23 protein-coding genes are annotated in these 24,287 nt (G+C 75.2%); 9 read left to right on the top strand and 14 right to left on the bottom strand.

Translation table 11 applies throughout. From position 1 onward, the window contains the following. Positions 1–78: 78 nt before the first annotated feature. From ACZ5HG_RS03840 to ACZ5HG_RS03820, 5 genes are all read right to left on the bottom strand, one after another. Complete coding sequence (locus ACZ5HG_RS03840; protein WP_464180491.1) at positions 79–1,323, bottom strand: sugar ABC transporter substrate-binding protein; 1,245 nt, start codon at positions 1,321–1,323, stop codon at positions 79–81. A 103-nt stretch (positions 1,324–1,426) separates the two neighbouring features. Continuing rightward, positions 1,427–3,445, bottom strand: coding sequence for a beta-galactosidase (locus tag ACZ5HG_RS03835; protein WP_464180490.1), 2,019 nt, complete (start codon positions 3,443–3,445; stop codon positions 1,427–1,429). A 268-nt stretch (positions 3,446–3,713) separates the two neighbouring features. After that, positions 3,714–5,132, bottom strand: coding sequence for a hypothetical protein (locus tag ACZ5HG_RS03830; RefSeq protein ID WP_464180489.1), 1,419 nt, complete (start codon positions 5,130–5,132; stop codon positions 3,714–3,716). 93 nt (positions 5,133–5,225) lie between these two features. Beyond that, positions 5,226–5,813, bottom strand: a complete 588-nt coding sequence (locus ACZ5HG_RS03825) for an RNA polymerase sigma factor (protein ID WP_464180488.1) — start codon at positions 5,811–5,813, stop codon at positions 5,226–5,228. Positions 5,814–5,930: 117 nt separating this feature from the next. Beyond that, positions 5,931–6,542 carry a nucleotidyltransferase family protein gene (locus tag ACZ5HG_RS03820; protein WP_464180487.1) on the bottom strand — a complete coding sequence of 204 codons (612 nt, stop codon included), beginning with the start codon at positions 6,540–6,542 and terminating at the stop codon, positions 5,931–5,933. Between the two features lie 56 nt (positions 6,543–6,598). Between ACZ5HG_RS03820 and ACZ5HG_RS03815 the strand changes: the two genes are divergently transcribed. After that, complete coding sequence (locus tag ACZ5HG_RS03815) at positions 6,599–7,360, top strand: endonuclease/exonuclease/phosphatase family protein (protein WP_464180486.1); 762 nt, start codon at positions 6,599–6,601, stop codon at positions 7,358–7,360. Here ACZ5HG_RS03815 and ACZ5HG_RS03810 read toward each other — a convergent pair. Continuing rightward, complete coding sequence (locus tag ACZ5HG_RS03810; protein WP_464180485.1) at positions 7,357–7,803, bottom strand: ATP-binding protein; 447 nt, start codon at positions 7,801–7,803, stop codon at positions 7,357–7,359. The two genes, ACZ5HG_RS03815 and ACZ5HG_RS03810, sit on opposite strands and share 4 nt — an antisense overlap. A 140-nt stretch (positions 7,804–7,943) precedes the next feature. On the opposite strand from ACZ5HG_RS03810, the gene ACZ5HG_RS03805 reads away from it, so the two are divergent. From ACZ5HG_RS03805 to ACZ5HG_RS03795, 3 genes are all read left to right on the top strand, one after another. Beyond that, entirely contained in the window at positions 7,944–9,374 is a 1,431-nt protein-coding gene (locus ACZ5HG_RS03805) for a DHA2 family efflux MFS transporter permease subunit (protein ID WP_464180484.1), read from the top strand. A gap of 250 nt (positions 9,375–9,624) precedes the next feature. After that, a complete protein-coding gene (locus ACZ5HG_RS03800; RefSeq protein WP_464180482.1) occupies positions 9,625–11,493 on the top strand; it encodes an HNH endonuclease signature motif containing protein in 1,869 nt (622 codons plus the stop codon). 157 nt (positions 11,494–11,650) lie between these two features. Then, complete coding sequence (locus ACZ5HG_RS03795) at positions 11,651–11,899, top strand: hypothetical protein (protein ID WP_464180481.1); 249 nt, start codon at positions 11,651–11,653, stop codon at positions 11,897–11,899. A gap of 195 nt (positions 11,900–12,094) precedes the next feature. Here ACZ5HG_RS03795 and ACZ5HG_RS03790 read toward each other — a convergent pair whose 3' ends face one another. Genes ACZ5HG_RS03790 through ACZ5HG_RS03765 form a run of 6 tightly spaced genes read right to left on the bottom strand, consistent with a single transcriptional unit; the run spans position 12,095 to position 17,185 of the window. After that, positions 12,095–12,967: a MurR/RpiR family transcriptional regulator gene (locus ACZ5HG_RS03790; RefSeq protein ID WP_464180480.1), complete on the bottom strand. Its 873-nt coding sequence runs from the start codon at positions 12,965–12,967 to the stop codon at positions 12,095–12,097. Beyond that, a complete protein-coding gene (gene phnE / locus ACZ5HG_RS03785) occupies positions 12,936–13,748 on the bottom strand; it encodes a phosphonate ABC transporter, permease protein PhnE (RefSeq protein ID WP_464182090.1) in 813 nt (270 codons plus the stop codon). The genes ACZ5HG_RS03790 and phnE (ACZ5HG_RS03785) overlap by 32 nt, the downstream gene beginning before the upstream one ends. Before the next feature lie 59 nt (positions 13,749–13,807). Further along, positions 13,808–14,626: a phosphonate ABC transporter, permease protein PhnE gene (phnE, locus tag ACZ5HG_RS03780; RefSeq protein WP_464180479.1), complete on the bottom strand. Its 819-nt coding sequence runs from the start codon at positions 14,624–14,626 to the stop codon at positions 13,808–13,810. Then, complete coding sequence (phnC, locus tag ACZ5HG_RS03775; RefSeq protein ID WP_464180478.1) at positions 14,623–15,459, bottom strand: phosphonate ABC transporter ATP-binding protein; 837 nt, start codon at positions 15,457–15,459, stop codon at positions 14,623–14,625. Before phnC ends, phnE (ACZ5HG_RS03780) begins: the two co-directional genes overlap by 4 nt. Further along, positions 15,456–16,439 (bottom strand): phosphate/phosphite/phosphonate ABC transporter substrate-binding protein, encoded by a 984-nt coding sequence (locus ACZ5HG_RS03770; RefSeq protein WP_464180477.1) that lies wholly within the window; start codon positions 16,437–16,439, stop codon positions 15,456–15,458. Before ACZ5HG_RS03770 ends, phnC begins: the two co-directional genes overlap by 4 nt. A 2-nt stretch (positions 16,440–16,441) precedes the next feature. Then, positions 16,442–17,185, bottom strand: coding sequence for an HAD family hydrolase (locus ACZ5HG_RS03765; protein WP_464180476.1), 744 nt, complete (start codon positions 17,183–17,185; stop codon positions 16,442–16,444). Positions 17,186–17,386: 201 nt separating this feature from the next. Between ACZ5HG_RS03765 and ACZ5HG_RS03760 the strand changes: the two genes are divergently transcribed. Next, positions 17,387–18,082 carry a hypothetical protein gene (locus tag ACZ5HG_RS03760; RefSeq protein ID WP_464180475.1) on the top strand — a complete coding sequence of 232 codons (696 nt, stop codon included), beginning with the start codon at positions 17,387–17,389 and terminating at the stop codon, positions 18,080–18,082. 25 nt (positions 18,083–18,107) lie between these two features. Beyond that, positions 18,108–18,857: an amino acid deaminase gene (locus tag ACZ5HG_RS03755; RefSeq protein WP_464180474.1), complete on the top strand. Its 750-nt coding sequence runs from the start codon at positions 18,108–18,110 to the stop codon at positions 18,855–18,857. On the opposite strand, the gene ACZ5HG_RS03750 is transcribed toward ACZ5HG_RS03755, so the two are convergent. Further along, the gene (locus ACZ5HG_RS03750; RefSeq protein ID WP_464180473.1) at positions 18,839–19,216 is read right to left on the bottom strand and encodes a PspC domain-containing protein; all 378 of its coding nucleotides are present in this window, start codon (positions 19,214–19,216) and stop codon (positions 18,839–18,841) included. The genes ACZ5HG_RS03755 and ACZ5HG_RS03750 overlap by 19 nt on opposite strands. Before the next feature lie 153 nt (positions 19,217–19,369). Then, entirely contained in the window at positions 19,370–19,951 is a 582-nt protein-coding gene (locus tag ACZ5HG_RS03745; RefSeq protein ID WP_464180472.1) for an HAD family hydrolase, read from the bottom strand. A 292-nt stretch (positions 19,952–20,243) separates the two neighbouring features. Here ACZ5HG_RS03745 and ACZ5HG_RS03740 point away from each other — a divergent pair, with 292 nt between their 5' ends. From ACZ5HG_RS03740 to ACZ5HG_RS03730, 3 genes are all read left to right on the top strand, one after another. Continuing rightward, the gene (locus ACZ5HG_RS03740; RefSeq protein ID WP_464180471.1) at positions 20,244–20,366 is read left to right on the top strand and encodes a hypothetical protein; all 123 of its coding nucleotides are present in this window, start codon (positions 20,244–20,246) and stop codon (positions 20,364–20,366) included. 62 nt (positions 20,367–20,428) lie between these two features. Beyond that, complete coding sequence (locus tag ACZ5HG_RS03735; protein WP_464180470.1) at positions 20,429–23,425, top strand: helix-turn-helix transcriptional regulator; 2,997 nt, start codon at positions 20,429–20,431, stop codon at positions 23,423–23,425. Positions 23,426–23,542: 117 nt separating this feature from the next. Continuing rightward, positions 23,543–24,250, top strand: coding sequence for an alpha/beta fold hydrolase (locus ACZ5HG_RS03730; RefSeq protein ID WP_464180469.1), 708 nt, complete (start codon positions 23,543–23,545; stop codon positions 24,248–24,250). Positions 24,251–24,287 lie beyond the last annotated feature (37 nt).

The raw sequence follows: 24,287 nt of genomic DNA, 5'->3' as shown, positions 1-24,287 counted from the left end.
GCGGTGCGGGCGTGGCCGGGGTGCGGCGCTGACGGCCGGTGCGGGCGAGGTGATCGGACCCCGCCCGCGCCGGGAGGGTCAGCCGATGGCCTGCTGCACGCTGGTGACCATGGAGGTCCAGGTGGAGTCGGGGTCCTGGCCGGTGATCAGCGCGATCTGCGCGGCGTTCCAGAACTCCCAGACCGAGCCCATCTCCGGGATGTTCGGCATCGGCACGCCGTTCTGCGCCGAGGCGAGGAAGCCCGCGATGACCGGGTCGTCGGCCACCTGCTCGGCGACCGCGGTGAGCGCCGGGATGCGCGGGTCGGCCTCGTACAGCGCCTGCTGCGCCTCGTCGGTGGCGACGTAGTTGGCCAGGAACTCGTTGGCCAGCAGCGCGTTCTCCGACTGCGCCGACAGGTAGAAGCCCTGCACGCCCACGAACGGCGAGGCGGTCTGGCCGCCGGCCGACGGGATCGGGCTCACCAGCACGTCGATGCCGGCGTCCTGGTAGGTCGGGATCGTCCACGGACCCTGCACGATGAACGGCGACTGGCCGGTCGAGAACAGCTCGTTGCCGATGTCGTAGTCCACGGTGTCGGTGAAGTAGCCGGTGCCGGCGGAACCGTTCGCCGCGATCCACCGGGCGTAGGCCAGGCCGGCGTCGCCGCTCATGCCGACCTCGGTGCTGTACGACCCGTCGGCGTCCTGGACGAACACCGGGGCGCCGAACGAGGTCTGGAAGGCGTACGAGGTGTACATGTCGCCCTCGGCACCGTTGGTGTAGAGGATGAACGGCCGGTCGCCGAAGCCGGCGTCCGTGGCCATCTGGATCATCTCGTCGAAGGTCTGCGGCGCGGTGTCGCCGACCAGGGCGGTGTTCTGGATCAGCGCGACGGCCTCCTGCGCGTACGGCAGGGCGTACAGCTGGCCGTCGTAGGTGAACGCGTCCAGGGTGACCTGCTCGAAGTCGTCCGCCCGCGCGCCGAGGCTGATCGTGTCGACCACGCCGGACTCGACGAACTCGCCCAGCCAGTCGTGCGCGCCGACCGTGATGTCCGGGCCCTCGCCGGTGGGCACCTGGGCCAGGAAGTCGGCGCGCAGGTCCTCGAAGTTCTTCTGCACGACGGTGACGGTCGCGCCGGTGTCGGCCTCGAAGTCCGCCGCGGCGTTCTTGATCGCCTCGGCGCGCTCGGCGTCCGACCAGATGACCAGCTCGCCGGCCGAGCCGGCCGCCGGGGTGTCGCTGTCCGCCGTCGTCGCCGGGGCGGGGTCGCCGCTGCACGCGGCCAGGAGGGCCACCGTCGCCAGTGCGGCGACGCCGGCTGCGAAGTGCCTGCGCATGTGTCGTCCTCTCGTGAGGGGTCGCCGCGACGCGTCGTCGCGTCGTTGCGACCCAGGGCGCGGGGGCGCACGGTGCGTCCCCGCGGTGGTGCGGTGGTGCGCCTCAGCGACCACCTCCCTGCGAACGGGCGGAGGTGCGCAGCACCGCCACCGCACCCGCACCGATCTCGTGCTGCTCGGCGGCCTCGGTGCCGTGCAGCAGCTCCGTGCCCGGCACCGCGAGGGTGACCGGCTCGTCGCGGTGGTTCACCGCGACCAGGTAGTCGTGGGCGTCGCCGTGCCGGAGCACGACCTCGACGCCCTCCGGCAGCCCGGACGGCTCGATGCCGGCGTCCGCGTAGACCGCCGCCAGCACCGGGGCGAGCGCCTCGACGCCGAGCCGGGTGCTGACGTACCAGCCCGTGCCCTCGCCGTGCACGTGCCGGGTGATCGCGGGCAGCCCGTCGGCGGGGCCGCCCCGGTAGGTGCCGCGGACCTCGGCCCCGTCCAGCACCAGGTGCTCGCTCCACGCCGCGGTCGGCACGGACGTGCCGTCCAGGTCGACGGCGACCGGGTGCTGCGGGCGGATCGGCAGGAACTCCTCGACCGTCAGCCCGAGGGCGGGCCGCAGCGGGGCACCGAAACCGCCCTCGTGCACCGCGTCGTGCTCGTCCACCACGCCCGCGAAGCAGGACACCAGCAGCGTGCCGCCCTGCGCGACGTAGCCGTCGAGGTTCTTCCCCGCCGCCTGGGTCAGCAGGTACGACGCGGGCGCGACTACCAGGCGGTAGCCGGACAGATCGTCCTCGGGGTGCGCGAAGTCGATCGTCACCCCGTCGCGCCACAGCCGCTCGTAGTACGCGCGCACCCGCTCGCGGAAGCCGAGCTCGTCCGAGGGCCGCCACTCCAGGTCCTGCGCCCAGAGCGACTCCCAGTCGTAGAGCACCGCGACGTCCGCGCGCACCCGCGATCCCCGGACCTCGGCCAGCCGGCCCAGCCGCGCACCCAGGTCGACGACCTCGCGGAACACCCGGGAGTCCGTGCCGGCGTGCGGCAGCATCGCCGAGTGGAACTTCTCCGCGCCGGAGCGCGAGGCCCGCCACTGGAAGAACAGGATGCCGTCGGCGCCCCGGCCCAGGTGGGTGAAGGCGTTGCGGTGCATCTCCCCCGGACGCTTGGCGATGTTGTGGCCCTGCCAGTTCACCGCCGACGTCGAGTGCTCCATCAGGATCCACGGCTTGCCGCGCGCCACCGACCGCGTGAGGTCGGCGGACAGCGCCAGCCCGATGTGCGCGTCCTCGTCCGGGGACCACAGGTAGTGGTCGTCCGAGACGACGTCGACCTCGCGGGCCCAGCGCCACAGATCGGTGTTGTACGACTGGTGGGCCATGAAGTTCGTGGTCACCGGCTGGCTCGCGTGCTGCCGGATCGCGTCGCGCTCGATGACGAAGCAGGCGCGCAGCTGGTCGTCGGTGAACCGGGCGAAGTCCAGGCGCTGCGCCGGGTTCGGGGTCGAGGCGGTGGCCGCCGGGGCGCCCACGTGCTCCCACGCGCCGTACACCTGGCCCCAGAACGCGGTGCCCCAGGCGGCGTTCAGCGCGTCCAGGCTGCCGTAGCGCTCGCGCAGCCAGTCCCGGAACGCCGCCACCGACGCGGGCGAGAAGTCCTCGCCGACCGGGGCGCCGTACTCGTTGTGGATGTGCCACATCACCACCGCCGGGTGGTCGGCGTACCGCCGGGCGAGCTGCCCCGCGATCCGGGCGGCGGCCGCGCGGTACTCCGGCGCGCTGGGCGAGACCATGCCGCGCGAGCCCGGGCCGAGCGCCACGCCCTCGCGGGTGACCACGCGCGCCTGCGGGTAGGTGGCGTAGAACCACGCCGGGGGCGCGGCCGTGGGGGTGCCGAGGTCGACGGCGATGCCGTGCGCGTGCAGCAGGTCGATCGCGTCGTCCAGCCAGCCGAAGTCGTACTCGCCCTCGCGCGGCTCCAGCAGGGCCCAGGAGAAGATCCCGAGGCTGACCAGGGTGACGCCGGCCTCGCGCATCAGCGCGACGTCCTCGTCCCAGACGTGGCGGGGCCACTGCTCGGGGTTGTAGTCACCGCCGTAGGAGATGCCCTCCGTCGGCCAGCCGAACTCCGTCATCCGTTCCCGCTCCCTCACGTCGCTGTGCACGGTCACAGTAGGCAGCACGTGTGGAATGCGGGAAGTGCGGCGGCTGCTTCGTGACACAACTGTGACCGTGCACGGGCTGGCACGGGACGCGGCCCGGGTGCGGCCCGGGTGCGGCCCGGCCCGAGGTGCTCCGGGCACGACGAACGGGTGGCGGGTGCGCCCCTCCAGCGCACCCGCCACCCGTCGGTCCGGCACCGTGGTGCCGCCGCGCCGACCGACGATGGTCGACGCTCGTCCGTCAGCCGAGGTCGAGCGAGTCCTCGGCCACCGCGATGACGCTCCACACCGAGCCGTCCGAGCCGGTCAGCTCGTAGGCCGGCACCAGCAGCGCCGCGCCGTCCGCCTGGGTGATCAGGCTGACGCCCAGCCGCGCGGAGGTGATCGTCACCTGCTGCACCGGCCAGTCGATCGCCGCACCGGGCTGCACCGTCCCCGGCACCGTCGGCTCGTCGGACGGTTCCGGCGCGATCATCGTGCTCGCGGCGGCGTCGGCCGCCTCGGCACGGGCCAGCGGCATCACACCGCCGGAGGTCGGACCGAACCGCGGGTCACCGAGCCGCTCCACCGCGCTCGCCGCACCGATCACCGGGTACCCGCCCAGGTCGACCAGCGGGGCCAGGAACCCGTACAGCGACTGCACACCGTCGGCCACGAGTGTGAACGACCAGGTCAAGCCGGTCTGCTGCCCGTCCACGACGTGCGCCGCGGTGACGGTCGTGGCCTGCGTCTGGTCACCGGAGTCCTCGACGGTCAGCGCGAAGGACGCCGGGTCCACGCCGAGGCTGCTCATCGCGTCCCGGGCCATGCCGAGCGCGGCGTCGCCGGTCGGCGCGGGAGCGGCGGCGGGGTCGCAGGTGGGGACGACCGGGTCGATCGCGACCGCGCCGTCGGCGCTCCCGCTCGACGTCGCGGCGTCCGGCGTGTCCGTGCCCGAGACCGTGCAGGACCACGGGTCGCGCGTCGGGTCGTAGTAGCTGACACCGGTGGTGCCGTCGGACTGCACCGACACCGTCGGGCCGGAGCCGTCGTTCGGCCCCACCGTCCACGCGCCCCACTCCAGGCGCGGCTCGCCGGTGACGCCCAGCGCGCCGGCCACGCGGGAGGCGGTCTCGGCGGAGAACGTCGCCGCGGCGTCCAGCGCCCAGCCGTGACCGGTGCCCGCCTCGTCGGACAGGCCGGAGGCCGTGAACACCGTGCGACCGCCGTAGTACGGGGCGATCCGCATGTCCGTCGTCGCCGCGAGCGAGTCCGCCGCGCCGGCCGCCTCCTGAGCGCCGGCAGCGGAGCCCTGGAGCGAGATCGCCGGCGCGGCGGCCGGGGTCGCGGTGCTGCCGTCGCCCGAGGCGCCGATCGCGTACGAACCGCCGCCGACCACCGCCAGCGCCGCCACCGCAGCCGCGACCTGGAGCCAGCGCGCCGGACGACGGGTGCGGATCGGGGTGACGACCGCGTGCTCGTCCTCGACCCCCGGGGCGGTCTCCGCCGCGATCCTGCGGTCCACCTCGGCACGCAGGGCGGTCAGGTCGAGATCGGCAGCGGCGGCCGGGTCGGCGGCGCGCAGTGCCTGCTCCGGCGCGGCCTGCTCGGGCGCGGCGTCCTCGGGCGCGGCGTCCTCGGGGGTGCGGTCACCGGGCTGGTCCTCAGGGCGCTGAGTCACGATGCCCCTCCTTCGTCGTGGCGTCCGGGTGCGGACGCGCTCCACCCCCTCTGTGTGCCGGGGGTCGTCGGTCTTGCACCGCCCGGCACCGGCTCAGACCGGGGCGGCGTCCCACGCCTCGCGCAGCCGCGAGCGCGCGCGGGACAGCGCGGCGTCCGCTCCCCCGCGCGAGACGCCGAGCACCGTCGCGAGGTCGTCGCCGGACAGCCCCTCCCACGCGGTGAGCAGCAGCACCTGCCGGTCGCGGGCGCTCAGCCGGCCCAGCACCTCGCGCACCCGCTCGTCCCGCACCGCCAGCACCGCGGGGTCCGAGGGATCGGGCTCGTCGGGCAGCTCGGCCACCGGCACCGGGCGGCCCTTGCGCCGATGGTTCGCCAGCACGAAGCCCGCCGTGCGGTACAGCCAGGCGAGCTCCATGCCCGCGGGCACCTCCGCACGGCGGCGCCAGGCGACCACCAGCACGTCGGCGGCCAGGTCCTCGGCGTCACCCGCCGCACCGCGCCGGACCAGGTAGCGGTGCACCGCGCGGGCGTGGTCGCGGAACAGCGCGTCGAACCACGCGGCATCGCGCCCGGGCACCTCGGCGCGCGGCCCGTCGACGCTGCCCGGCTCGTCGGCGCGGGGCTCGTCCACGCTCTCGGGCACGTCGGGCACGGTCCCCGGCTCCGGTCGGCTCTGCACGCGGTCCCCCTCGGTCGGTCGACGCTGGACGGGCGGACCGGCACGTGCGCACGATCCCGCCTCTGACCGTCCTGTGTCGCGGGCGGCACAGTCCTTGCACCGCCCTCCCACATCGTCTCAGCGCGCCTCAGGACCGACCGGCGAGATCCCCAGATCGTGCACCAGCAGCAGGAACGCCCGGCCGTACGGCGTCTCCGCGGTCTCCCGGCGCACCCGGTGCCAGTCGATCTGCTCCCGCAGCGCCCGCGCGATCGCGATCATCCGGGTGAAGTCGCAGAAGTGCTCGCCCAGCACCCGCATCTTCGCCGAGAGGATGTCCGTCGGGTCCAGCACGGGCATCCGGACCGCCAGCACCTCCATCACCTCGCTGCGCCCGAGCAGCTCCGGGGTGATCGGCTCCCCGACCATCCGGAACAGCACGTCCACCAGCGCGTCGTGGTGGAACGCCTTGAACAGCCAGTTCTCCGCGGGCTCCCGCACCTCCAGGCCGGCCGCCGCGATCGCCTCCTGCGCCCGGGGCACGTCCGCCTCCGCCACCGCGAAGTCCGCGTCGTGGCTCGGCTCCGGGGCCCCGCGCGCCCACGCCGCATACCCGCCGACCAACGCGAACGGGATCTCCGCCTCGGTCAGCGCCACCGCCGTCAGCCGCAGGGCGTCCTGCAGGGCGGTGCGGGCGTCCGGCGGCTCCGCGACCGCCCCGGCCTGCACCCCCGTCTCCTCTGCTCCCATCCCCCGTGTGTAGACGACGACGCGCGCCCCCGCACTCCGGCGGACATGATCACGGGGTGCGACTCGCGACCTTCAACATCCTGCACGGGCGTGGCCTCGCCGACGGGAAGGTGGACCTCGACAGGTTCGCCGCCGCCGTGCGCGGGCTCGACGCCGACGTCGTCGCCCTCCAGGAGGTCGACCGCGACCAGCCCCGGTCGCACCAGGCCGACCTCACCGCCGTCGCCGCGCAGGCCATGGGCGCCGAGCACCACCGGTTCGCCGCCACCCTGCACGGGCACCCCGGCACCTGGACCGCCGCCACCGGCGAGGACCAGCCCACGATCGCGGCCTACGGCATCGCCCTGCTCAGCAGGCACCCGGTCTCGTCCTGGCGGGTGCTCGCCCTGCCGACGTTCCCCGGCCGCGCGCCGATGGTCCACCGCGGCACCCGGCGCGTGTCCTGGGTGCGCGACGAACGCCGCGCAGCGATCGCCGCCGTGGTCGAGACCCCCGAGGGACCGCTGACCGTCGTCTCCACCCACCTCACCTTCATCCCCGGGTGGAACGTCCGCCAGCTCCGGTACCTCCGCCGTGCCTGCGCCGACCTGCCGCGGCCGCTCGCCGTCACCGGCGACCTCAACCTGCGCGCCCGCACCCCCGCACGGGTCACCGGCTGGCGTCCGGTCGGCGACGTGCTGACCTTCCCGGTCGAGGTGCCCGACCGCCAGATCGACCACGTGCTGCTCGACGGCGCCGTGCAGGTGCGGACCGAGCCCGTCGCGATCGACACCGGCATGTCCGACCACCGGGCGCTCGTGGTGGACCTGCGGCTCTAGTCCGTCTCCGGGTCGACCACGAACCACACCGTCTTGCCGACCCCGTCGTGCAGGTCGGTGCCCCAGGTGCGCGACAGCGCCTCGACCAGCGCCATGCCGCGACCGCTCACCGCCGTCGGCGCCGGGTGCTGCACCTGCGGGCTCGCCGGGCTCTCGTCGGTGACCGACACCTTCACCCCGCGATGATCGATCTGCACCGACACCCGCACCTGACCGTGCTCCGGCCCGTGCACCACGGCGTTCGCCACGACCTCACCGGTCAGCAGCTCGATCACCTGGTTCGCCGACCCCTGCACGCCGGCCTGCGCCACCCGGTGCATGATCCAGTGCCGCGCCGCGCGGGGGGCCGATCGCCGGGCGTCCAGGACCAGCTCGTCCCGCTCGGCCCGGGCGTCGGCACGCCTCGCCGCCGGCGCAGACCTGAGGTCCCTGACATCACCCACCCGAATACTGTGCCCGACCGTCGCCGACCTCGCCGACCGAACGACGCGCCGGGCGCCTGTGCCGATGCTGTGCGTCGCCGGGTCGACGTCGGTGGTGCGGCGTACCGTCACGACCACCACGCGACCCGTCCGGAGGCCCGATGAGCAGCAGCCCGCCCGCCCCCGGGCTGACCCTGTCGAGCGCCGCCGGACGCGGCACCCTGCTCGCCGCCGTGCTCGGCTCCGGGCTCGTGTTCATCGACGGGACCGTCGTCGGCATCGCCCTGCCCGCGATCTCCGAGGACCTCGGCGCCACCACCGCCGGGCTGCAGTGGACCGTCAACGGCTACGCCCTCACCCTGGCCGCCCTGCTGCTGCTCGGCGGCTCGCTCGGCGACCGGTTCGGGCGGCGTCGGCTGTTCCTCGTCGGCACCGTCGCCTTCGCCGCCGCCTCGCTGCTCTGCGCGCTCGCACCCGGCGCCGGTGCGCTGATCGCCGCCCGGGCGCTCCAGGGCGTCGGCGGCGCGCTGCTCACCCCCGGGTCGCTCGCGATCCTCCAGGCGTCCTTCACCCACGATGACCGCGCCCGGGCGATCGGCGCCTGGTCCGGGCTGTCCGGCGCCGCCGGGGCCGTCGCCCCCTTCCTCGGCGGCTGGCTGGTCGAGGCCTTCGGCTGGCGCTGGGTGTTCGGGATCAACCTGCCGCTCGCCGCCCTCGTCGTCGTGGTCGCGATGCGCTGGGTGCCGGAGTCCGCCGACCCCGACGCCTCGCCCCACCTCGACGTGCGCGGCACCGTGCTCGCCGCCCTCGGCCTCGGCGCGCTCACCTGGTCGCTCACCGCCTGGTCCGAGCAGGGGCGGTTGTCCGCCACCGTCGCCGGCGTCGGGATCGGCGGCCTGCTCGCCCTCGCCGGGTTCGTCCTGGCCGAGCAGCGGTCCGCACACCCCGCCCTGCCGCTCGGGCTGCTGCGCTGGCGCCCCTTCGCCGCCACCAACCTCGCCACCCTGCTGATCTACGCCGCCCTGTCCGGCGCGTTCTTCTTCCTGCCGATCACGCTCCAGGTCGTCACCGGGTGGTCGCCGCTCGCCGCCGGGATCGCCTCGCTGCCCGTCACGATCCTCATGCTGCTGCTGTCCTCGCGGGCGGGGGCGCTCGGCACCCGGATCGGCCCCCGGATCCCCATGACCGTCGGCCCGCTGGTCGCCGCCGTCGGCATCGCCCTGCTCTCCGGCGTCGGGGTCGGGACCACCTACCTGACCGGCGTGCTGCCCGGCATCCTCGTCTTCGGGCTCGGGCTCACCCTCACCGTCGCACCGCTGACCGCCACCGCTCTCGCCGCCGCCCCGGACCACCTCGCCGGCGTCGCCTCCGCCACCAACAACGCGGTGTCCCGGGTGGCCGGGCTGCTCGCCGTCGCCACGCTGCCGCTGGTCGCCGGGGTGGGGGCCGGGCTGTCCGACCCCGACGTGCTCGCCGACGCGCACCCCGTCGCGATGCTCACCTGCGCGGGGCTGCTCGCCGCCGGGGCCGTGGTGTCGGCGCTGGGGGTGCCGGGGTCGATGCGGGCGGTGTCCCCGGAGGGGCAGCCCTAGCCGTCCTGGCTCGTCCATCACGATCACCCGCGCGTCGTGCGTGGCCGCTCGCCGACAGGCCGAGCACGACGGAGCGCCGATCACCACCTCGTCGGACGGACCCCGCCGAGACCGGTGCGAGACACCCTGCGCCGGACTTCCGCTCCAGGAGCGGGTGTCGAGCCGTCCACAGGCGTGATGTGTGTTCGTCGTCCCCAGGTGGGGTGTGTGGGGCGGGGCGCGTGTGGGTGGTGGTGCCTAGGGTGGGTTCATGGCATCTGACCTGCACGAACACCCTGACGCCGGCGGCGAGTCCGCCGGTGGCGGTGGTGCGCGCAGGGGCGGTGACGTGCTCGTCCCGGAGTGGGTGCGGGTGATCCACGCCGAGCAGGACCACGCCACGGCGGTGGCGTTGCTGGCCTCCACGATCCCGGGCATCGAGGGCGTGGGTGTGGGCGGCGAGGGAGTGGGCGTGGGCGTCGAGGGCGGCGTGGTGGACGTGGACGGCCTGGCTGGGGTGGCCCCGGGTGTGGCGTTGGCGGCCGTGCTGGACGCCGCGGACCTGGACGGGGTCTCCGACGCGGGTCTGGTGGAGGTCGTCGCGGCCTGGCAGCGGATCGGTTCGTGGGTGCACGCCCACACCACCCGTGCAGCGGCCACCCTGGCGGGGCGGGCGTCGATGAACCCGGCCTGGAGCCCCGCCGCCGGTGGCCCACCCGCGCGAGCGTGCGTGGCCGGGGATGAGCTCGCGATGCGCCTGGCCTGCTCCCGGCGCACCGCCACCCGCCTGGTCGAGCACGGACAGGCCTACACCGGTGTGCTGTCCGCGACAGGGGACGCGTTGGCGGCCGGGCGGATCACGGCGGTGGTCGCGGACAAGATCGCCGACCGGTTGGGTGATCAGCCGATCGACGTCGCCCTGGCCGCCGAGCACCGGGTCCTGACGCAGGCCGGTGAGCGCACCCCCACCCAGATCGACCGCGACCTGGAAAAGGCCCTGCTGGTCGTCGACCCGCACGAAGCCGCCCACCGCGTCGAGAAGGCACGGAGCAAGCGGTGCGTGTATCGGCCGCGGGTGCTGCCCGACGGGATGGCCTCGGTGACCGCGATCCTGCCCGCCGCCACCGCCGCACGCATCGACACCACCCTGGAATCCGCCGCCCGCACCGCACGCACCGCCGGGGATCCCCGAACCCTGGACCAGCTACGCGCCGACGGACTCACCGACCTCGTCCTGCACACCACCTGCACCAGCAGCACGCCCGACAGCGACGTCCAGGTGCCGGACGCCGGACCGCTTTCGACGTCCGGCCTCGGGATACGCACTCACGGTCTGAGGGGCACCGGCGCCACAGCATCGACCAGGCCCGGCAGCGACGCCCGCGGAACCTGCGCTGCCCACGACACGGACGCCCTCGACGAACCAGGCCGTATCGTCCGCACCGACCACACCGACGCCACCAGCCCCGACGACGACGTCCACATCGACGCCACCAGCCCTGACGACGACGTCCACGCCTCCGCGGCCCGCACCGTCTGCGGGAACGCCCCGCACCACCGCACCGAGATCCGCGTCACCGTGGCCCTGACCACCCTGCTCGGCCTCGACGAGCACCCCGGCGACCTCGCCGGCATCGGACCCGTCGACGCCACCACCGCCCGAGACCTCGCCCTGGCCGAGGGCGGCGTCTGGCGGCGGATCGTCACCGACCCGCTGTCCGACACCGTCCTGGACGTCGGCCGCACCACCTACCGCCCACCGCGCGCCCTGGCCCGACACGTCCGCACCCGCGACCAGATCTGCGCCCGCCCCGGCTGCACCACCCCCGCCGAGACCTGCGACCTCGACCACACCATCGAGTACCACCACCCACCCGACGGACAACCACCCGGCACCACCGCCCACCACAACCTCGGCCCCCTGTGCCGACGCGACCACCGCCTCAAGACCGACGGAGGCTTCACCCTGCGCCACACCACCCCCGGCACCTACCTGTGGACCACACCCACCGGACACCACCACCTCGTCATCCCCGGCGACCACGGCCGCCACCAGCACCTCGGGACGACCCCGCCGCCAGGTTCCCCGAGCGTCGACGCAGCAGGTCCGCCGGCGCCGCTCCCAACCGCCCCGTTCTAGATCGCCCTGCTCTCGACCGCTCCGCTCTCGACCACCGCGCTCTCGATCGCCCTGCTCTCGACCACCGCGCTCTCGACCACCGCGTTCCCGATCGCCCCGCACTCGACCGTCGCGTTCTCGATCGCGCCGTGTCGGTGGCGTGCGGCACGATGCGGGGATGCCCGACTACGTCGCCCACCTGACCGTCCCGGACGTCCTCGACGACGAGACCCGCGCGGGCATGGCCGACGCGCTCGGGGCGCTGCGGGACGACGCGCCTCCCGGGTTCGTCGGACCGGCGCCGGTGACGTTCACGCTCCGCGGCGAGGCACCGGATCTGGAGACCGCGGTGCGGGCGGCGCACTCCCACGCGGCGGAGATCCTGGACGACTGGGCCTGGGAGATCACGGTCGAGGTCCTGGGCTGACGGGCTCGGCGGGGCACCGCAGCGGCGATCGGTACGCACCAGGCAACGCCGCACCAGGCACGCGCCGACCACGCCAGGCCTGCACCGGACGGGGCAAGCGCCGACCAGGCAAGCAGCGCGCCAGGCCAAGCCCAGCGCCGCGCCGCGAGAGAAACGCGTGCCCGACCAGCGGGGCACCGGCCCAGCGTCGCCCGCTCAGTCCGCGAGGTTCTCGCTGAGGATGTCGAGCACGTGGTCGTGCGCCTCGGCCGCGGCCGCCCCCGTGCGCGCCGCCACGATCCCGACCAGCGACTCCACCAGCACCGCGAGCGCGATGCGCGACGTGCGCTCGAGCTCGTGCCGGAAGGTCGTGGCGGCGGGGGCGACGACGAGCTCGACGTCGGCGAGGTCGGCGAGCGGCGACCCCCGGAATGACGTCACCGCCACGACGGTGGCCCCGCCGGCGCGGGCGGCGCGGGCGACCTTGAGGCTGGCCTCGTTCGCGCCCGAGCCGCTGAGCACGACGCAGGCGTCGGGTGCGCCGAGCCCGCGGGCGGCGATCTGCTGCCCGATGGAGTCGGCGACGAAGTCGGCGGTGCGGCCGACGGCGGTCAGGCGCATGGCCATGTCGGTGGCGAGGGGCGCGGACAGGCCGTTGGCGAGCACGAGCAGGCGACGGGCGTCGACGAGCACCTCGACGGCACGCTCGACGGTGTCCTCGTCCAGCACGGCGGTGATCTGCGGGAGCGCGGCGGCGAGGGCGGCGATGTCGGCGCGCACCCGACCGAGGGCGCTGGACCCGAAGTCGAGCGGGTCGTCGCGGTGGGCGAGCTCGGCGGCCAGCGCGACCCGGAGCTGCGGGTAGCCGCGGTAGCCGATGCTCTGGCAGGCCCGGACGACGGTGGACCGTCCGACGCCGATCCGGTCGGCCATCTCCTGCGCGGTGCTCTCGACGACGACCTCGGGCTCGGCGGCGAACACCTCGAGCACCCGCCGCTCGCCGGGGTGCAGCGTGGGCAGGGCGGTGGCGATCCGGACGGTGGGGTGCGCGACGACGTCAGCGCTCTGCGGGCTCGGTGACGCGGGCACGGGCCCGACCCCCTTCCATGATCCGGCGGCGCAGCGCCCCGGAGGCGGCGTCGATGGCGACGGTGACGACGACCACGACGATCAGCAGCACCCCGACGGTGGACCACTCGCGGTACTGCGTGTAGGAGGTGAGCATGTCACCGATCCCACCCACGCCGATCAGGCCGAGCACGGCTGAGGACCGCACGTTGATCTCGAAGCGGTAGAGCCAGAAGGACCCGAACTCGGGCAGCACCTGCGGCCAGACGCCCCAGCGGAGCACCTGCGCGCCGGACCCACCGGCGGCACGGACGGCCTCGACGGGCCCGGGGGCGATGCCCTCGATGGACTCGTAGCCCCACTTGCCGAGGGTGCCGACGCCGTTGACGGCGAGCGCCAGGGCACCGGTGAGCGGGGTCAGGCCGGTGACGGAGAGGATCACGATGGCGATGATGATCTCCGGCACGGCACGGATCACGCTGAACAGCAGCCGCAGCACACCCCGCACGGGCGCCGGGGCGTGCCCACGGGCGGAGAGCAGGCTGAGCGGGGTGGCGATCAGCACGCCGAGGACGGTGCCGAGCCAGGCCATCGCCACGGAGCGCCAGGTCTGCCAGAGGGCTTCGGGCAGCGCGGACCAGTCGGGGTCGGAGAACATCAGCCAGAGGTAGCGGACGATCTCGGACGGCAGGTCGGCGAGCCGGCCCCACTGGATCTGCACGGACCAGAACGCGAGCACGACCACGGCGACGACGGCGCCGTGCAGCAGGCGGCGCAGCACGCGGGACGGCCGGGCGGGCAGCGGGACGGGCGAGGCGGCGGACGATCCGGGGCGGCGCACGGCGACCGGCGACGCGGCGCTCACACGAGCCTCCGGCGGATCGCGCCGCTGACGGCGTCGATGACGAGGACCACGACGAGGATCTCCAGGATGATGAGCGAGAGCTGGTCGTACCGGTAGAACGACCGCACGGCATCGATGAGCAGGCCCATGCCGCCGGCCCCGACGAGGCCGAGCACGGACGAGGCGCGCACGTTGAGCTCGAGGACGTAGAGCAGCTGGTTGACGAAGCCGGGCATCATGTCGGGCACGGCGACGGAGCGGTTGACCTGGAGCCGGGTGCCGCCGGCGGCGCGTCCGGCCTCCAGGGCGCCGGTGGGCATGGCCTCGAGCTGCTCGGAGACGAGCTTGACCACGATGCCGATGTCGAACAGGACGAGCGCGATGATGCCGGGCAGCGCGCCGACGCCGACCATCGCGACCAGCACGGAGGCGTAGAGCAGGTCGGGCACGGCCCGCACGACGTTGAGCACGGCGCGCACGATCCCCCGGGAGACCCGTCCGGGGTTGGTGGTGCGGGCGGCCCACAGGCTGAGCGGCAGCGAGACGATCCCGGCGACGGCGGTGGCGATCACGGCCATCTGGAGGGTCTCGACCAGCGGCTCGACGGTGCGCGGGAAGAACGCCCAGTCGGGGCTGAGCAGGGCGAGCACCTTGTCGGCGCCGTTGCGCCAGTTGCGGACGATCGCGCCGAGGTCGACGTCCACGCCGATCCCGGGCAGGACGGTGAGCGCGGTGACGGCGAGCACGGCGGCCCATCCGGCGGCGATCTTCCACCGACCACGGGGTCGCGGCGGGAGCGCGACGGCCGGATCGGCGGGCGAAGGCGCGGCGGTCATGCGCCGAGCACGTCGTCGGGGCGGATCGACCGGCCGTAGATGCTCTCGAACACCGCGTCGCTGGCGTCGGCGGCGGGGCCGTCGTAGACGACGGATCCGGCGCGCAGGCCGATCAGACGGGTGCCGTACTCGCGGGCGAGGTCGAGCAGGTGCAGGTTGACGATCACGGTGATCCCGAGGTCGCGGTTGATCCGGCGCAGGTCGGACATCACGCCGTGGGCGGTGGGCGGGTCGAGGCTGGCGACGGGCTCGTCGGCGAGGACGGCGCGCGGCTGCTGGGCGAGGGCGCGGGCGATGGCCACGCGCTGCTGCTGCCCGCCGGACAGGTGCGCGGCACGGTTCCACGCGCGGTCGAGCATGCCGACGCGGTCGAGGGCCTCGGCGGCGATCTGCTTGTCCTCGGCGGTGTGCAGGCCGAGCAGGGTGCGCCAAGTGGGCGCGTGGGTCATCCGCCCGACGAGCACGTTGGACAGCACGCTCGCGCGCCCGGCGAGGTTGAAGCTCTGGAAGATCATGCCGACGTTGCCGCGGAGCGATCGCAGCGCCCGGCCGCGCGCGGCGGTGACGTCGCGCCCGCCGACCTCGACGGTGCCGGAGGTGACCGGGACCAGGCCGTTGAGGGTGCGGATCAGGGTGCTCTTGCCGGAGCCGGACAGGCCGACGACGGCGACCATCTCGCCGGCCTCGATGTCGAGGGAGACCCCGTCGAGCGCGACGACCCCGTTGGGGTAGCGCACGACGACGTCCTGGAGCCGGACGGCCCACGGCGCGGGCACGGAGGTGGCACCCTCCGCACCCGCGCCGACGGCGGCCGGCGTGGCCGCTGCGCTCACTGCAGGCCGAGCTTCTCGGCCGCGCGGGCGACGACGTCCAGGCCGGCGGGGTTCGCCGGGGCCAGCTTGGAGATCGAGTAGATGTCGGTCAGCACCTGGGAGCCCTCGGGGGTGTTCGAGTAGTCCTCGAGCGCGGTGGTGATCCGGTCCTGCAGGTCCTGCGAGAGGTCCGCGGACAGCGCGACGCCGTCGTTGGGGATCTCCTCGGTCATCGCGAAGACGACGACCTTCTGGCCGACGTCGGGGGTGTCCTTGGCGACGATGGTGCGGGCGTCCCAGAAGGAGAAGCCGACCTCGGCGTCACCGTTGTAGACGGCGAGCACGGAGGCGTCGTTGGCGGTCACCGGGATCTGCTCGATGTCGGAGTCGGTGTCCAGACCGGCCTCCTGGAGCGCGAGGATCGGGTAGATGTACCCGGCCGGCGAGGCGGGGCCGAGCACCGCGACCTTGGCGCCCTTCACCTTCGTGATCGAGTCGAGGCCGGCGGGGCCCTTCATCGCGTCGGCGCCGTTGCAGAACAGCATGCCGTCGCGCTCGACGGGGGTGTCCTCGCAGTACTTGTCCGGGTTGTTCGTCATGAACTGCGCCGGGTAGGAGATGTTGCCGTTGCGCTCGGTCTGGAGCACGACGCTGGCGTCGTACATGTCGGCGGCCTGCCACAGCTGGAGCGAGGGCAGGAATCCGATCTGCGCCTGACCGGCGCCCATGGCCTCGACGGCGGCCTGGTAGTCCTTGGAGACGACCCCGGTGACCTCGATGCCGAGCTCCTCGGTGAGGAAGTCGGTCAGCGGGGCCGCGGTGTCGACCAGCCCGCTCTGGTCCTGCGAGGGGACGAGCGCGAGGGTGAGCGAGGTGGGGTCGGCCGGGGCCTCGGGGGTGGAGCCGGAGGTGGACGAGGCGTCCGCGTCGCCGGAGCACGCGGACAGGGCGAGCGCCGCGCCGACGAGCAGGGCGGCGCCGGGCAGGACGTGCGTCTTCATGGTCATCCTTCGGTGGTGGTGGGGACTGCGAGGGGACGTGCGGCGCCGTCGGCGACCCACTGGTGCAGGTCGGGGTAGAGCGACGGCAGATCGGGGCCGAGGTACGTGGGGCGTGCCTGCGGCGGGGGTGTGCGCGCGACGAGCGCGGTGGCGTGCCCGCGGGCGGCGACGGGTGCCAGGTCGTTGACCCAGACGTCGCCGACGCTGAGCACCCGGGCGGGGCCCTGCGGGGTGGCGCCGACGGCGTCGAGCAGCCGGGGCATGCCGGCGGGCTTGCCGACCTCGGTGAGGATGCGGTCGAGCAGCGGGGCGACGCCGAGGTCGGTCAGGGTCTCGACCAGGCGGATCCGCGGGGCGTTGGTGGCGAGCACGATCGTGGCCAGCGGGCGGATCTCGGCGAGCAGGTCGGCCAGGCCGTCGGGGGCGGCGACCGGGGCGTCGGCGGTGCCGAGGGCGTGCCGGCTGGCGAGGTAGGCGGCGGAGAGCGCGTGCGGCCCGACGCCGTGGCGCTCGGCGAGCACCCGGACCAGGTCGTAGCCGTCCAGCGGGAGCAGCTCGTCGGTGGTCGTCCCGTCGGCGCCGGTGCCCCACGCCTCGATCGCGGCCTCGGCCTCGTCCCGGAACCGGGCGGCGGCCGTGGGCGCGAGGCTCGCGGCGGCGGCCCGGGCGTAGGCGTGCACGGGGCCGTGCCCGACCGCGACGGTGCCGTCGAAGTCGAGGAGGAGGACGGTGGTGGGACGGGTCACGGATCACCTTGCGTGCGGGAGGATCCCGGTGCGGGACCTCGACGGTCGGCGCCCTCATGGACGCACCGTCCACGCTAGAGGTGCTTCATGGACGAAATGACCTCGCCCGTGTGAACTCCTGGAAAACTCTCGCGGCGACCGATCCCCGATCCGCGCGCTCGCCCGGGTGCGGACCGACCCGCACGCTGGCAGCCTCGACCCGTGCGCACCCAGGACGCCGAGCGTCACCAGCCATGGAGCCGTGCCGGCTGGGTGCGCACCGGCCGCGCCGACGCCTGGGCGGTGTCCCGCACGGTCGCCGCGACGACGGCTCCGGGCGACGGCACCCGCCATCGCCTCCTCGCCGCCTGGTGCCGACCCGCAGCGGTCGCCTGGGCGCTGCTCGCGCCGGCGTACCACCGCAACGACCCGCACGGGACGGTCTGCACCGTGCTCGGGCGGCCGACGTCGCCCCGCCAGATGTTCGCCGTCTGGATCGTCACGTTCCCGCTGGTGGCGGTGGGGATCGGGCTGCTCCAGGAGGTCGCCTCCTGGCCGCCCCTGGTCGTCGTCGCCGCGATCCTGCTCTACACCGTGACCGTCTCGGCCTGCCAGTCGGCCCGCGACCGGGCGGAACGGACCCCGGCCGAACGTCGCGGACGGATCCGCGGTGCGCTCCTGACGCAGAGCGGCTGGTCGCTGGGCCGGGTCCGCACGAGCAGCACGGGGCCGGACGGCCGCGCGGCAGCCGTGCGCGCGGTGGGCGAGCTCCTCGACGCCGTCGTCCCGGCGGGCGACCAGGTCGTGGCGTTCGCCCGGACGGACCGGGAGCAGACCGAGCTGATGGCGCTGGGGTTCACCGAGCCCCCGGGCGAGCACGGGCCGCTGGTGCTGGTGGCGCCGACCGGTCGCCACTGACGCGTCGCCGCCTACGCTGCCGGACGTGCCTGATCCCCGTGCCCTGCCCGACCCCGACCACCTGACCACGCTGGATGCGGTCGCCCGCCGGCTCGCCGCCGACCCCACGCCCGAGGCCGCCGAGGCCGCGATCGACGCGCTGACCTGGCTCGGCGAGCAGATCGTGCGGGACCGCGAGCGCGGCACCCTCGCCGCCTGGGCCCGCTCCACCGTGGTCGACGAGCACACCGGCACCCCGGTGGTCCCCCGCACCGTGCTCGCCGCGCTGCAACGCCGGGCGGGCCTGCCCGAGGAGTTCCCCGGCACGAACGCGGGGCTGGCCCACGTGTACGGCTACCTGCTCTCCGTGGAGGAGACGCCGTTCGGGCTCAAGCGCGACCGGTGGACCGGCGGGGCGCTCGCCACCGCCCTCGGGCTCGACCCCCGGCACCTGCTGCCCTGGCACCGCCCGGACGGGCGCACGCTGCTGGAACGCGTCACCGACGCGGCGCTGCCGCTGCTCACGGGTGCCGCCGACGATCCCGGCACGCTGCTGCTCCGCGACGACCCGGTGCCGGGGACGACGAACGCCCTGCGCACGGTGGTGCACCGCGCGCAGGGCGTCCCGGGGACGGGGGCGGCGCTGGTCTACGGGCTGGTCGGACCGACGGGCACCCGCCTGGTCACGCTCTTCCCGGTCGACGCGGCACCGCCCCGGCTGCGCGAGATCGAGGCACTGGCCCCGGTCCCGCGGTACAACGTGCTGCTCGACGCCCCTCAGGCCGTCGGGGGCTGACCGGCCGGCGGCTGCGGGGCCTCGGGGGTGTACGGCGAGGAGTACGGCTGCGGCGGCGTGTAGGGCTGCTGCTGCGCGGTGCCGTACCCAGGCGCGGTGCCGTAGGGCTGCTGCTGCGCGGGGCCGGAGCCGTGCGTGCGCGCCACCCACTCCTCGTCCGGCATGAGGATCCACAGGATCGGGTAGAACAGCAGCGGGCTGCCCGGCAGCACGATCACGGCCAGGATGAACAGCCAGCGCATCGGCCACTCGCCGATGCCGACCCGCCGTGCCAGGCCGGCGCACACACCGGCGATGGTGCGGCCCTGCGTCGGGCGGACGAGCCCGTTGCGCCACATCGACTCGTAGATGCCGGTCATGTCCATCGCTCCTGTCGGTCCTGCTGCCACGCCACCGTGGTCCACGGGGGTCGTGCGAACACCCTCAGCCTGCCGCCCACACGGGCTCGCGCACATCGGGGACGCCCCGGATCCCACCCTGAACCACCCCGGAGCCGAGCCGGGGTGCGGGGGTCATCGCCGCGCGCGCTCCACCCGCACGCCGTCGTCGTGCACCCGGAAGGTCACCTCGGACAGGTCGTCGATCTCCACGTGGGCACCCGGGCCGGGGCCGGTGGTCCGCAGGCCCAGGGTGATCGCCCCGGCCGCCCGCCCGGACCGCACGCCCGAGGCAGCGTCCTCCACCACCACGCAGCGGTCCACCGGTCGGCCCAGCAGCCGGGCGCCGAGCAGGTAGGGCTCCGGGTCCGGCTTGCCGCGCTCGACGTCGTCCGCGGTGACCACCACCTCCGGCCAGGGCAGCCCGGTCGCGCCGTACCGCGCCTCCATCAGCCGCCGCCCGCACGAGGTGACGATCGCGCACCGCCCCTGCGGCACCAGCACCGCGAGCGCCTCGGCGGCACCGGGCAGCACGGCGATCCCCTCGGTGTCGGCGATCTCCAGCTCGACCACCCGGTCCAGCGCCGCCGCGCGCTCGTCCGCCGAGCGGTCGGCCAGCAGCGTGTCCACGATGTCCCGCGCCGGCACCCCGTGGAACGGGAACGGGCTGACCAGCGACTCCGGCACCCGTGCTCGCGCGCGAGCGTCCGCCAGCACCGCTCGACGGCCGCGGCGGAGGAGATCAGCGTGCCGTCCATGTCGAACAGCACGCCCTCGACGGGCAGCGGGGCGGCGAGGTCGTCGGTGCTCACGGGCACGAGGGTGCCATGCTCCCCCACCCCGACGGCACCTCAGACCCACCTCAGGCCCACCTCAGGCCACCTCAGACCCCGACCTCCCCGAGGCTCCCGCGCAGGTTCGGGCGGTCGACCGATCCGCGCCCCACCCCCTCAGGAGCAGTGTCGAGGGTGCCGGCAGAGCGCCGGCGGGACGAGTCGGAGGTGCGGTGATGGACACGATCTGGGGGCCGGCGCTGGACGCCGAGGTGCAGTACCGGCAGGAGGTGGTCCGTCAGGCCGTGCGCGGCGCGGACCTGGGCTGGCGGTGGCGGCGTCGCGGACGTCGGCGCTGAGCGGGCGGCGGGACGGCGGGGCGGGGCGACGCGTGTCGGCACCTGCTGGGACGATCGTGGGCATGAGCCGGTCGGTGGCGGCGCGCACCCCGTTCGTCGCGCGCGAGGAGCAGGTGTCGGTGCTGCTCGCGGCGGTGGACCGTGCGGCGGCGGGCGAGCCGGGGCTGGTGCTGCTGGGGGCGGACGCGGGGGTCGGCAAGACCCGACTGCTCACGCACACCGGCCGGCTGGCCCGCGAGCGCGGGGCGGTGGTGGTCACGAGCCACTGCCTCGACCTGGGCGGGATCGGCCTGCCCTACCTGCCGTTCGCGGACGCGCTGCACCAGCTGGTCGCGGACGGCAGCCCGACGGCCGCGACGGTGACCGAGGTCGCCGCGACCCGGCCGGCGCTGCACCGGCTGCTGCCCGCGGGCGCGGCGGGATCGGCGGAGGCGGGCGGCGGCGACGAGCCGGGGGTGCGCCTCCAGCTGTTCGAGGGTGTCGCGGCGGCGCTGGCGGCGGTGGGCCGGCCCGGTGCTCCGCTGGTGCTGGTGCTGGAGGACCTGCACTGGGCGGACGACTCCAGCCGGGACCTGCTGCGGTTCCTGGTGGCGCGGCTGCGCACGGAGCAGGTGCTGCTGATCGGCTCGTACCGCGCGGACGACCTGCACCGCCGGCACCCGCTGCGCCCGGTGCTGGCCGAGCTCGGGCGGCACCCACGGGTGGAGCGGGTGGACCTGCCGCCGTTCACGGACGCGGAGCTGCGGGAGTTCACCACGGCGCTGACCGGCGCCCCGCTGCCGGAGGACGCGCTGTGCCGGATCGTGCGGCGGTCGGAGGGCAACGCGTACTACGCGGAGGAGCTGACCGAGGCCGGGACCGAGGGCACCGACCTGCCGGGCACGCTGGCGGACGTGCTGCGCGCCCGCCTGGAGCAGCTGGACCCTGCGGCGCAGCAGCTGACCAGGGTGGCGTCGGCGGCGGGCCGCCGGGTGGACGAGCCGCTGCTGCGCGCGGTGGCCACCGGGTCCGAGGACGCGCCGGGGGCGTTCGACGACGCGCTGCGCGAGGCGGTGGCGCACCACGTGCTCGTCGGCGAGGACGGGAGGATCGCGTTCCGGCACGCGCTGCTCGCCGAGGCGGTCTACACCGACCTGCTGCCGGGCGAGCAGGTGGCACTGCACCGCGCCTACCTGACCGCGCTCACCGCGGACCCCGCGCTGGCCTCCCCGGCGGAGCGGGTGCACCACGCGCTGCGCGCCCACGACACCCGCACGGCGCTGACCGCCTCGTGGCAGGCCGCGCAGGAGGCCGGTCGGCTGCTCGCCCCCGCCGAGGAGCTGCGGCACCTGGAGACGGTGCTGCGGCTGTGGCCCGCGGTGCCGTCGGCGGCGCAGGACGTCGGCGCGCACCCGGTGCACATCCTGCTCGCGGCCGCGGCGACGGCGCACCGCTCCGGCTTCGGCGACCGCGCGGTGGCGCTGGCCCGCGAGGCGGTCCGGACCGCTGCCGCGACGCCGGTGGACGACCCCGGCCAGGGACTGGACCCGCAGGACCTGGCCGAGCTGGGCATGGTCGCGCGCACCGCCCTGGCGCGGCACCTGCTCGGCGTGGACCGGGTGGCCGAGGCGCTGGAGCAGACCCGGCTGGCGCTCGGCCTGCCGGACGACGCGACCACCACCGGCCTGGGCGAGCCCTTCGCCGTCGGCCCGACCTCCGCCCGGGCCTGGGCGCTGGCGACCTACGCGCGCTCGGCCCTCAACAGCGACCTGGACGACCGCGCCGAGCAGGCCGGTGACGCGGCGGTCGCGGAGGCGCGTGCGGCCGGCGCCGCCGACGCCGAGGCGGACGCGCTGATCTCGCTGGCGGTGCTGGTGGTCGAGGACGAGGACCGGGCCGCGCACCTGCTGGCGACCGCGCTGGACCGGGCACGCACCGCGGGCGACACGGACACCGAGCTGCGGTGCACCTACAACCTGGCGACGAACCGCTACTACGCGGGCGACCTGGCCGCCGCGGCGGACATCACCGCCGAGGGGGTCGACCGGGCCACCCGCGAGGGACTGACCTGGAGCGCGTACGGCATCGAGCTGCGGCTGTTCGCGGAGATCGTCGCCTACGCCCGGGGCGACCTGACCCTGCCGCAGCCGGTGGCCGCCCCGCCGCACGCGGAGGCCACGCTGGCCGGGGTGCGGCTGTACGCGGCGGTCGCGCGGGGGGATGCCGACGTGGTGGACCGCGGGCTCGCCCTGCTGACGCCCCGGCACCCGGACCCGATGATCGTGCTGATCTCCGGCGGCTGCACCGTGGACGCGCTGACCTGGGCCGGCCGGGGCGAGGAGGCCGTCGCGCTGGCGCACGAGGTGATCGAGGACATCAGCCGGTCCTGGTCGGACCACTTCCTCGGCGGGATCTGGCTGTCGGCGCTCGGGCTCGCGGCGCTGGCGGACCTCGCGGCGGACGACACGCGGGCCGGACGCGACCCCGCAGCCCGGCTGAGCGTCGGCGACGCGCTGCTCGACCGCGCGGAGACCACCGCCGAGCGCGGGCGTCCCCGGGGTGGCCGGCTCGGGCCGGAGGGGCGCGGCTGGCTGGCGCGGGCACGGGCGGAGCACGGACGCCTGCACGGACGGTCCGACCCGGAGGCGTGGCGGCGTGCCGCCACCGAGCTCGACTACGGCTACGACTACGAGGTGGCCCGTTCCCGCCGGCGGTGGGCGGAGGCGCTGCTGGACGCCGACGACCGGGACGGGGCGCGCACGCAGGCCGCCGCCGCGCTGGACACCGCCCGCCGGATCGGTGCCGCTCCCCTGGTCACCGCGCTCGGCGACCTGGCCCGCCGGGCACGCCTCGACCTGCCCGGCGTGCCGACCGGCGGCGGCGACGTGCTGACCACCCGCGAGGCCGAGGTGCTGACCCTGGTGGCCGAGGGGCTGAGCAACCGGCAGATCGGCGAGCAGCTGTACATCAGCGGCAAGACGGTGAGCGTGCACGTGTCGAACCTGCTGGCCAAGCTGGGGGCCGGCGGGCGCGCAGAGGCCGTGACGATCGCGCACCGGCGCGGGCTGCTGGGCGGCTGAGCGCAGCACCCGCGACATCGCCTGCACAGCACCTGCACACCGCGCGCAGGCGACGTCCAGCAGCGGGCCGTACTGTGCGATCCGGTCCGCACGCCCGCCCCAGCACCGGAAGGTCCCATGCACGTCGAAGGCCCCCTGCACGTCGGCACCGACCGCCTCGACCCGGCGCTCGTCGCGGACCCCGGTCTGCCGATCGTCCTGGTGCACGGCACCCGCACGTCCGCGGCGATCTGGGACGACCAGGTGCGCGCGCTGCACGAGCAGGGGCACCCGACGCTGGCGATCGACCTGCCCGGTCACGGCTCCCGCGCGCACGAGCGGTTCACCTTCGACGGGGCGCTGGCCGCGATCGACGCCGCGGTGGCGACCTTCGACCGCCCGCCGCTGCTGGTGGGGCTGTCGCTCGGCGGCTACGTCTCGCTGGCCTACGCCGCCCGGAACGAGGAGCGCCTGACCGGTGTGGTGCTGGCGGGCTGCTCGACCGAGCTGCGCGGCAAGCCGCTGGGCGCGTACCGGCACGTCTCGCACCGCGTGGTGCGCACGCTGGGCCTCGGCGGCGGCACGTGGCACGTGGTGACCGACATGCTCGCCGCGCTGCAGGGCTACTCGCCGCTGCGCGACCTGCGCGGGCTGGTGCTGCCGGTATGGCTGGTGAACGGCTCGCGCGACCCGTTGCGGCTGGAGGCCCGCCGGCTGCTCGGCGCCCGCCCGGGCACCCGGCAGTGGGTGGTGCCGCGCGCCGGCCACGACGTGAACTCCCACGCGCCGGTGGCGTTCAACCGGATCCTGCTCCAGGTGCTCGCCGGCCTGACGCCGCACCGCTGAGCCCGCCGCGCTGAGCAGCGGCGGCGCCACGCCCGCG

This window comes from Cellulomonas sp. GTC20042, from assembly GCF_055389595.1.
This window is presented reverse-complemented; position numbering and strand designations above follow the sequence as displayed.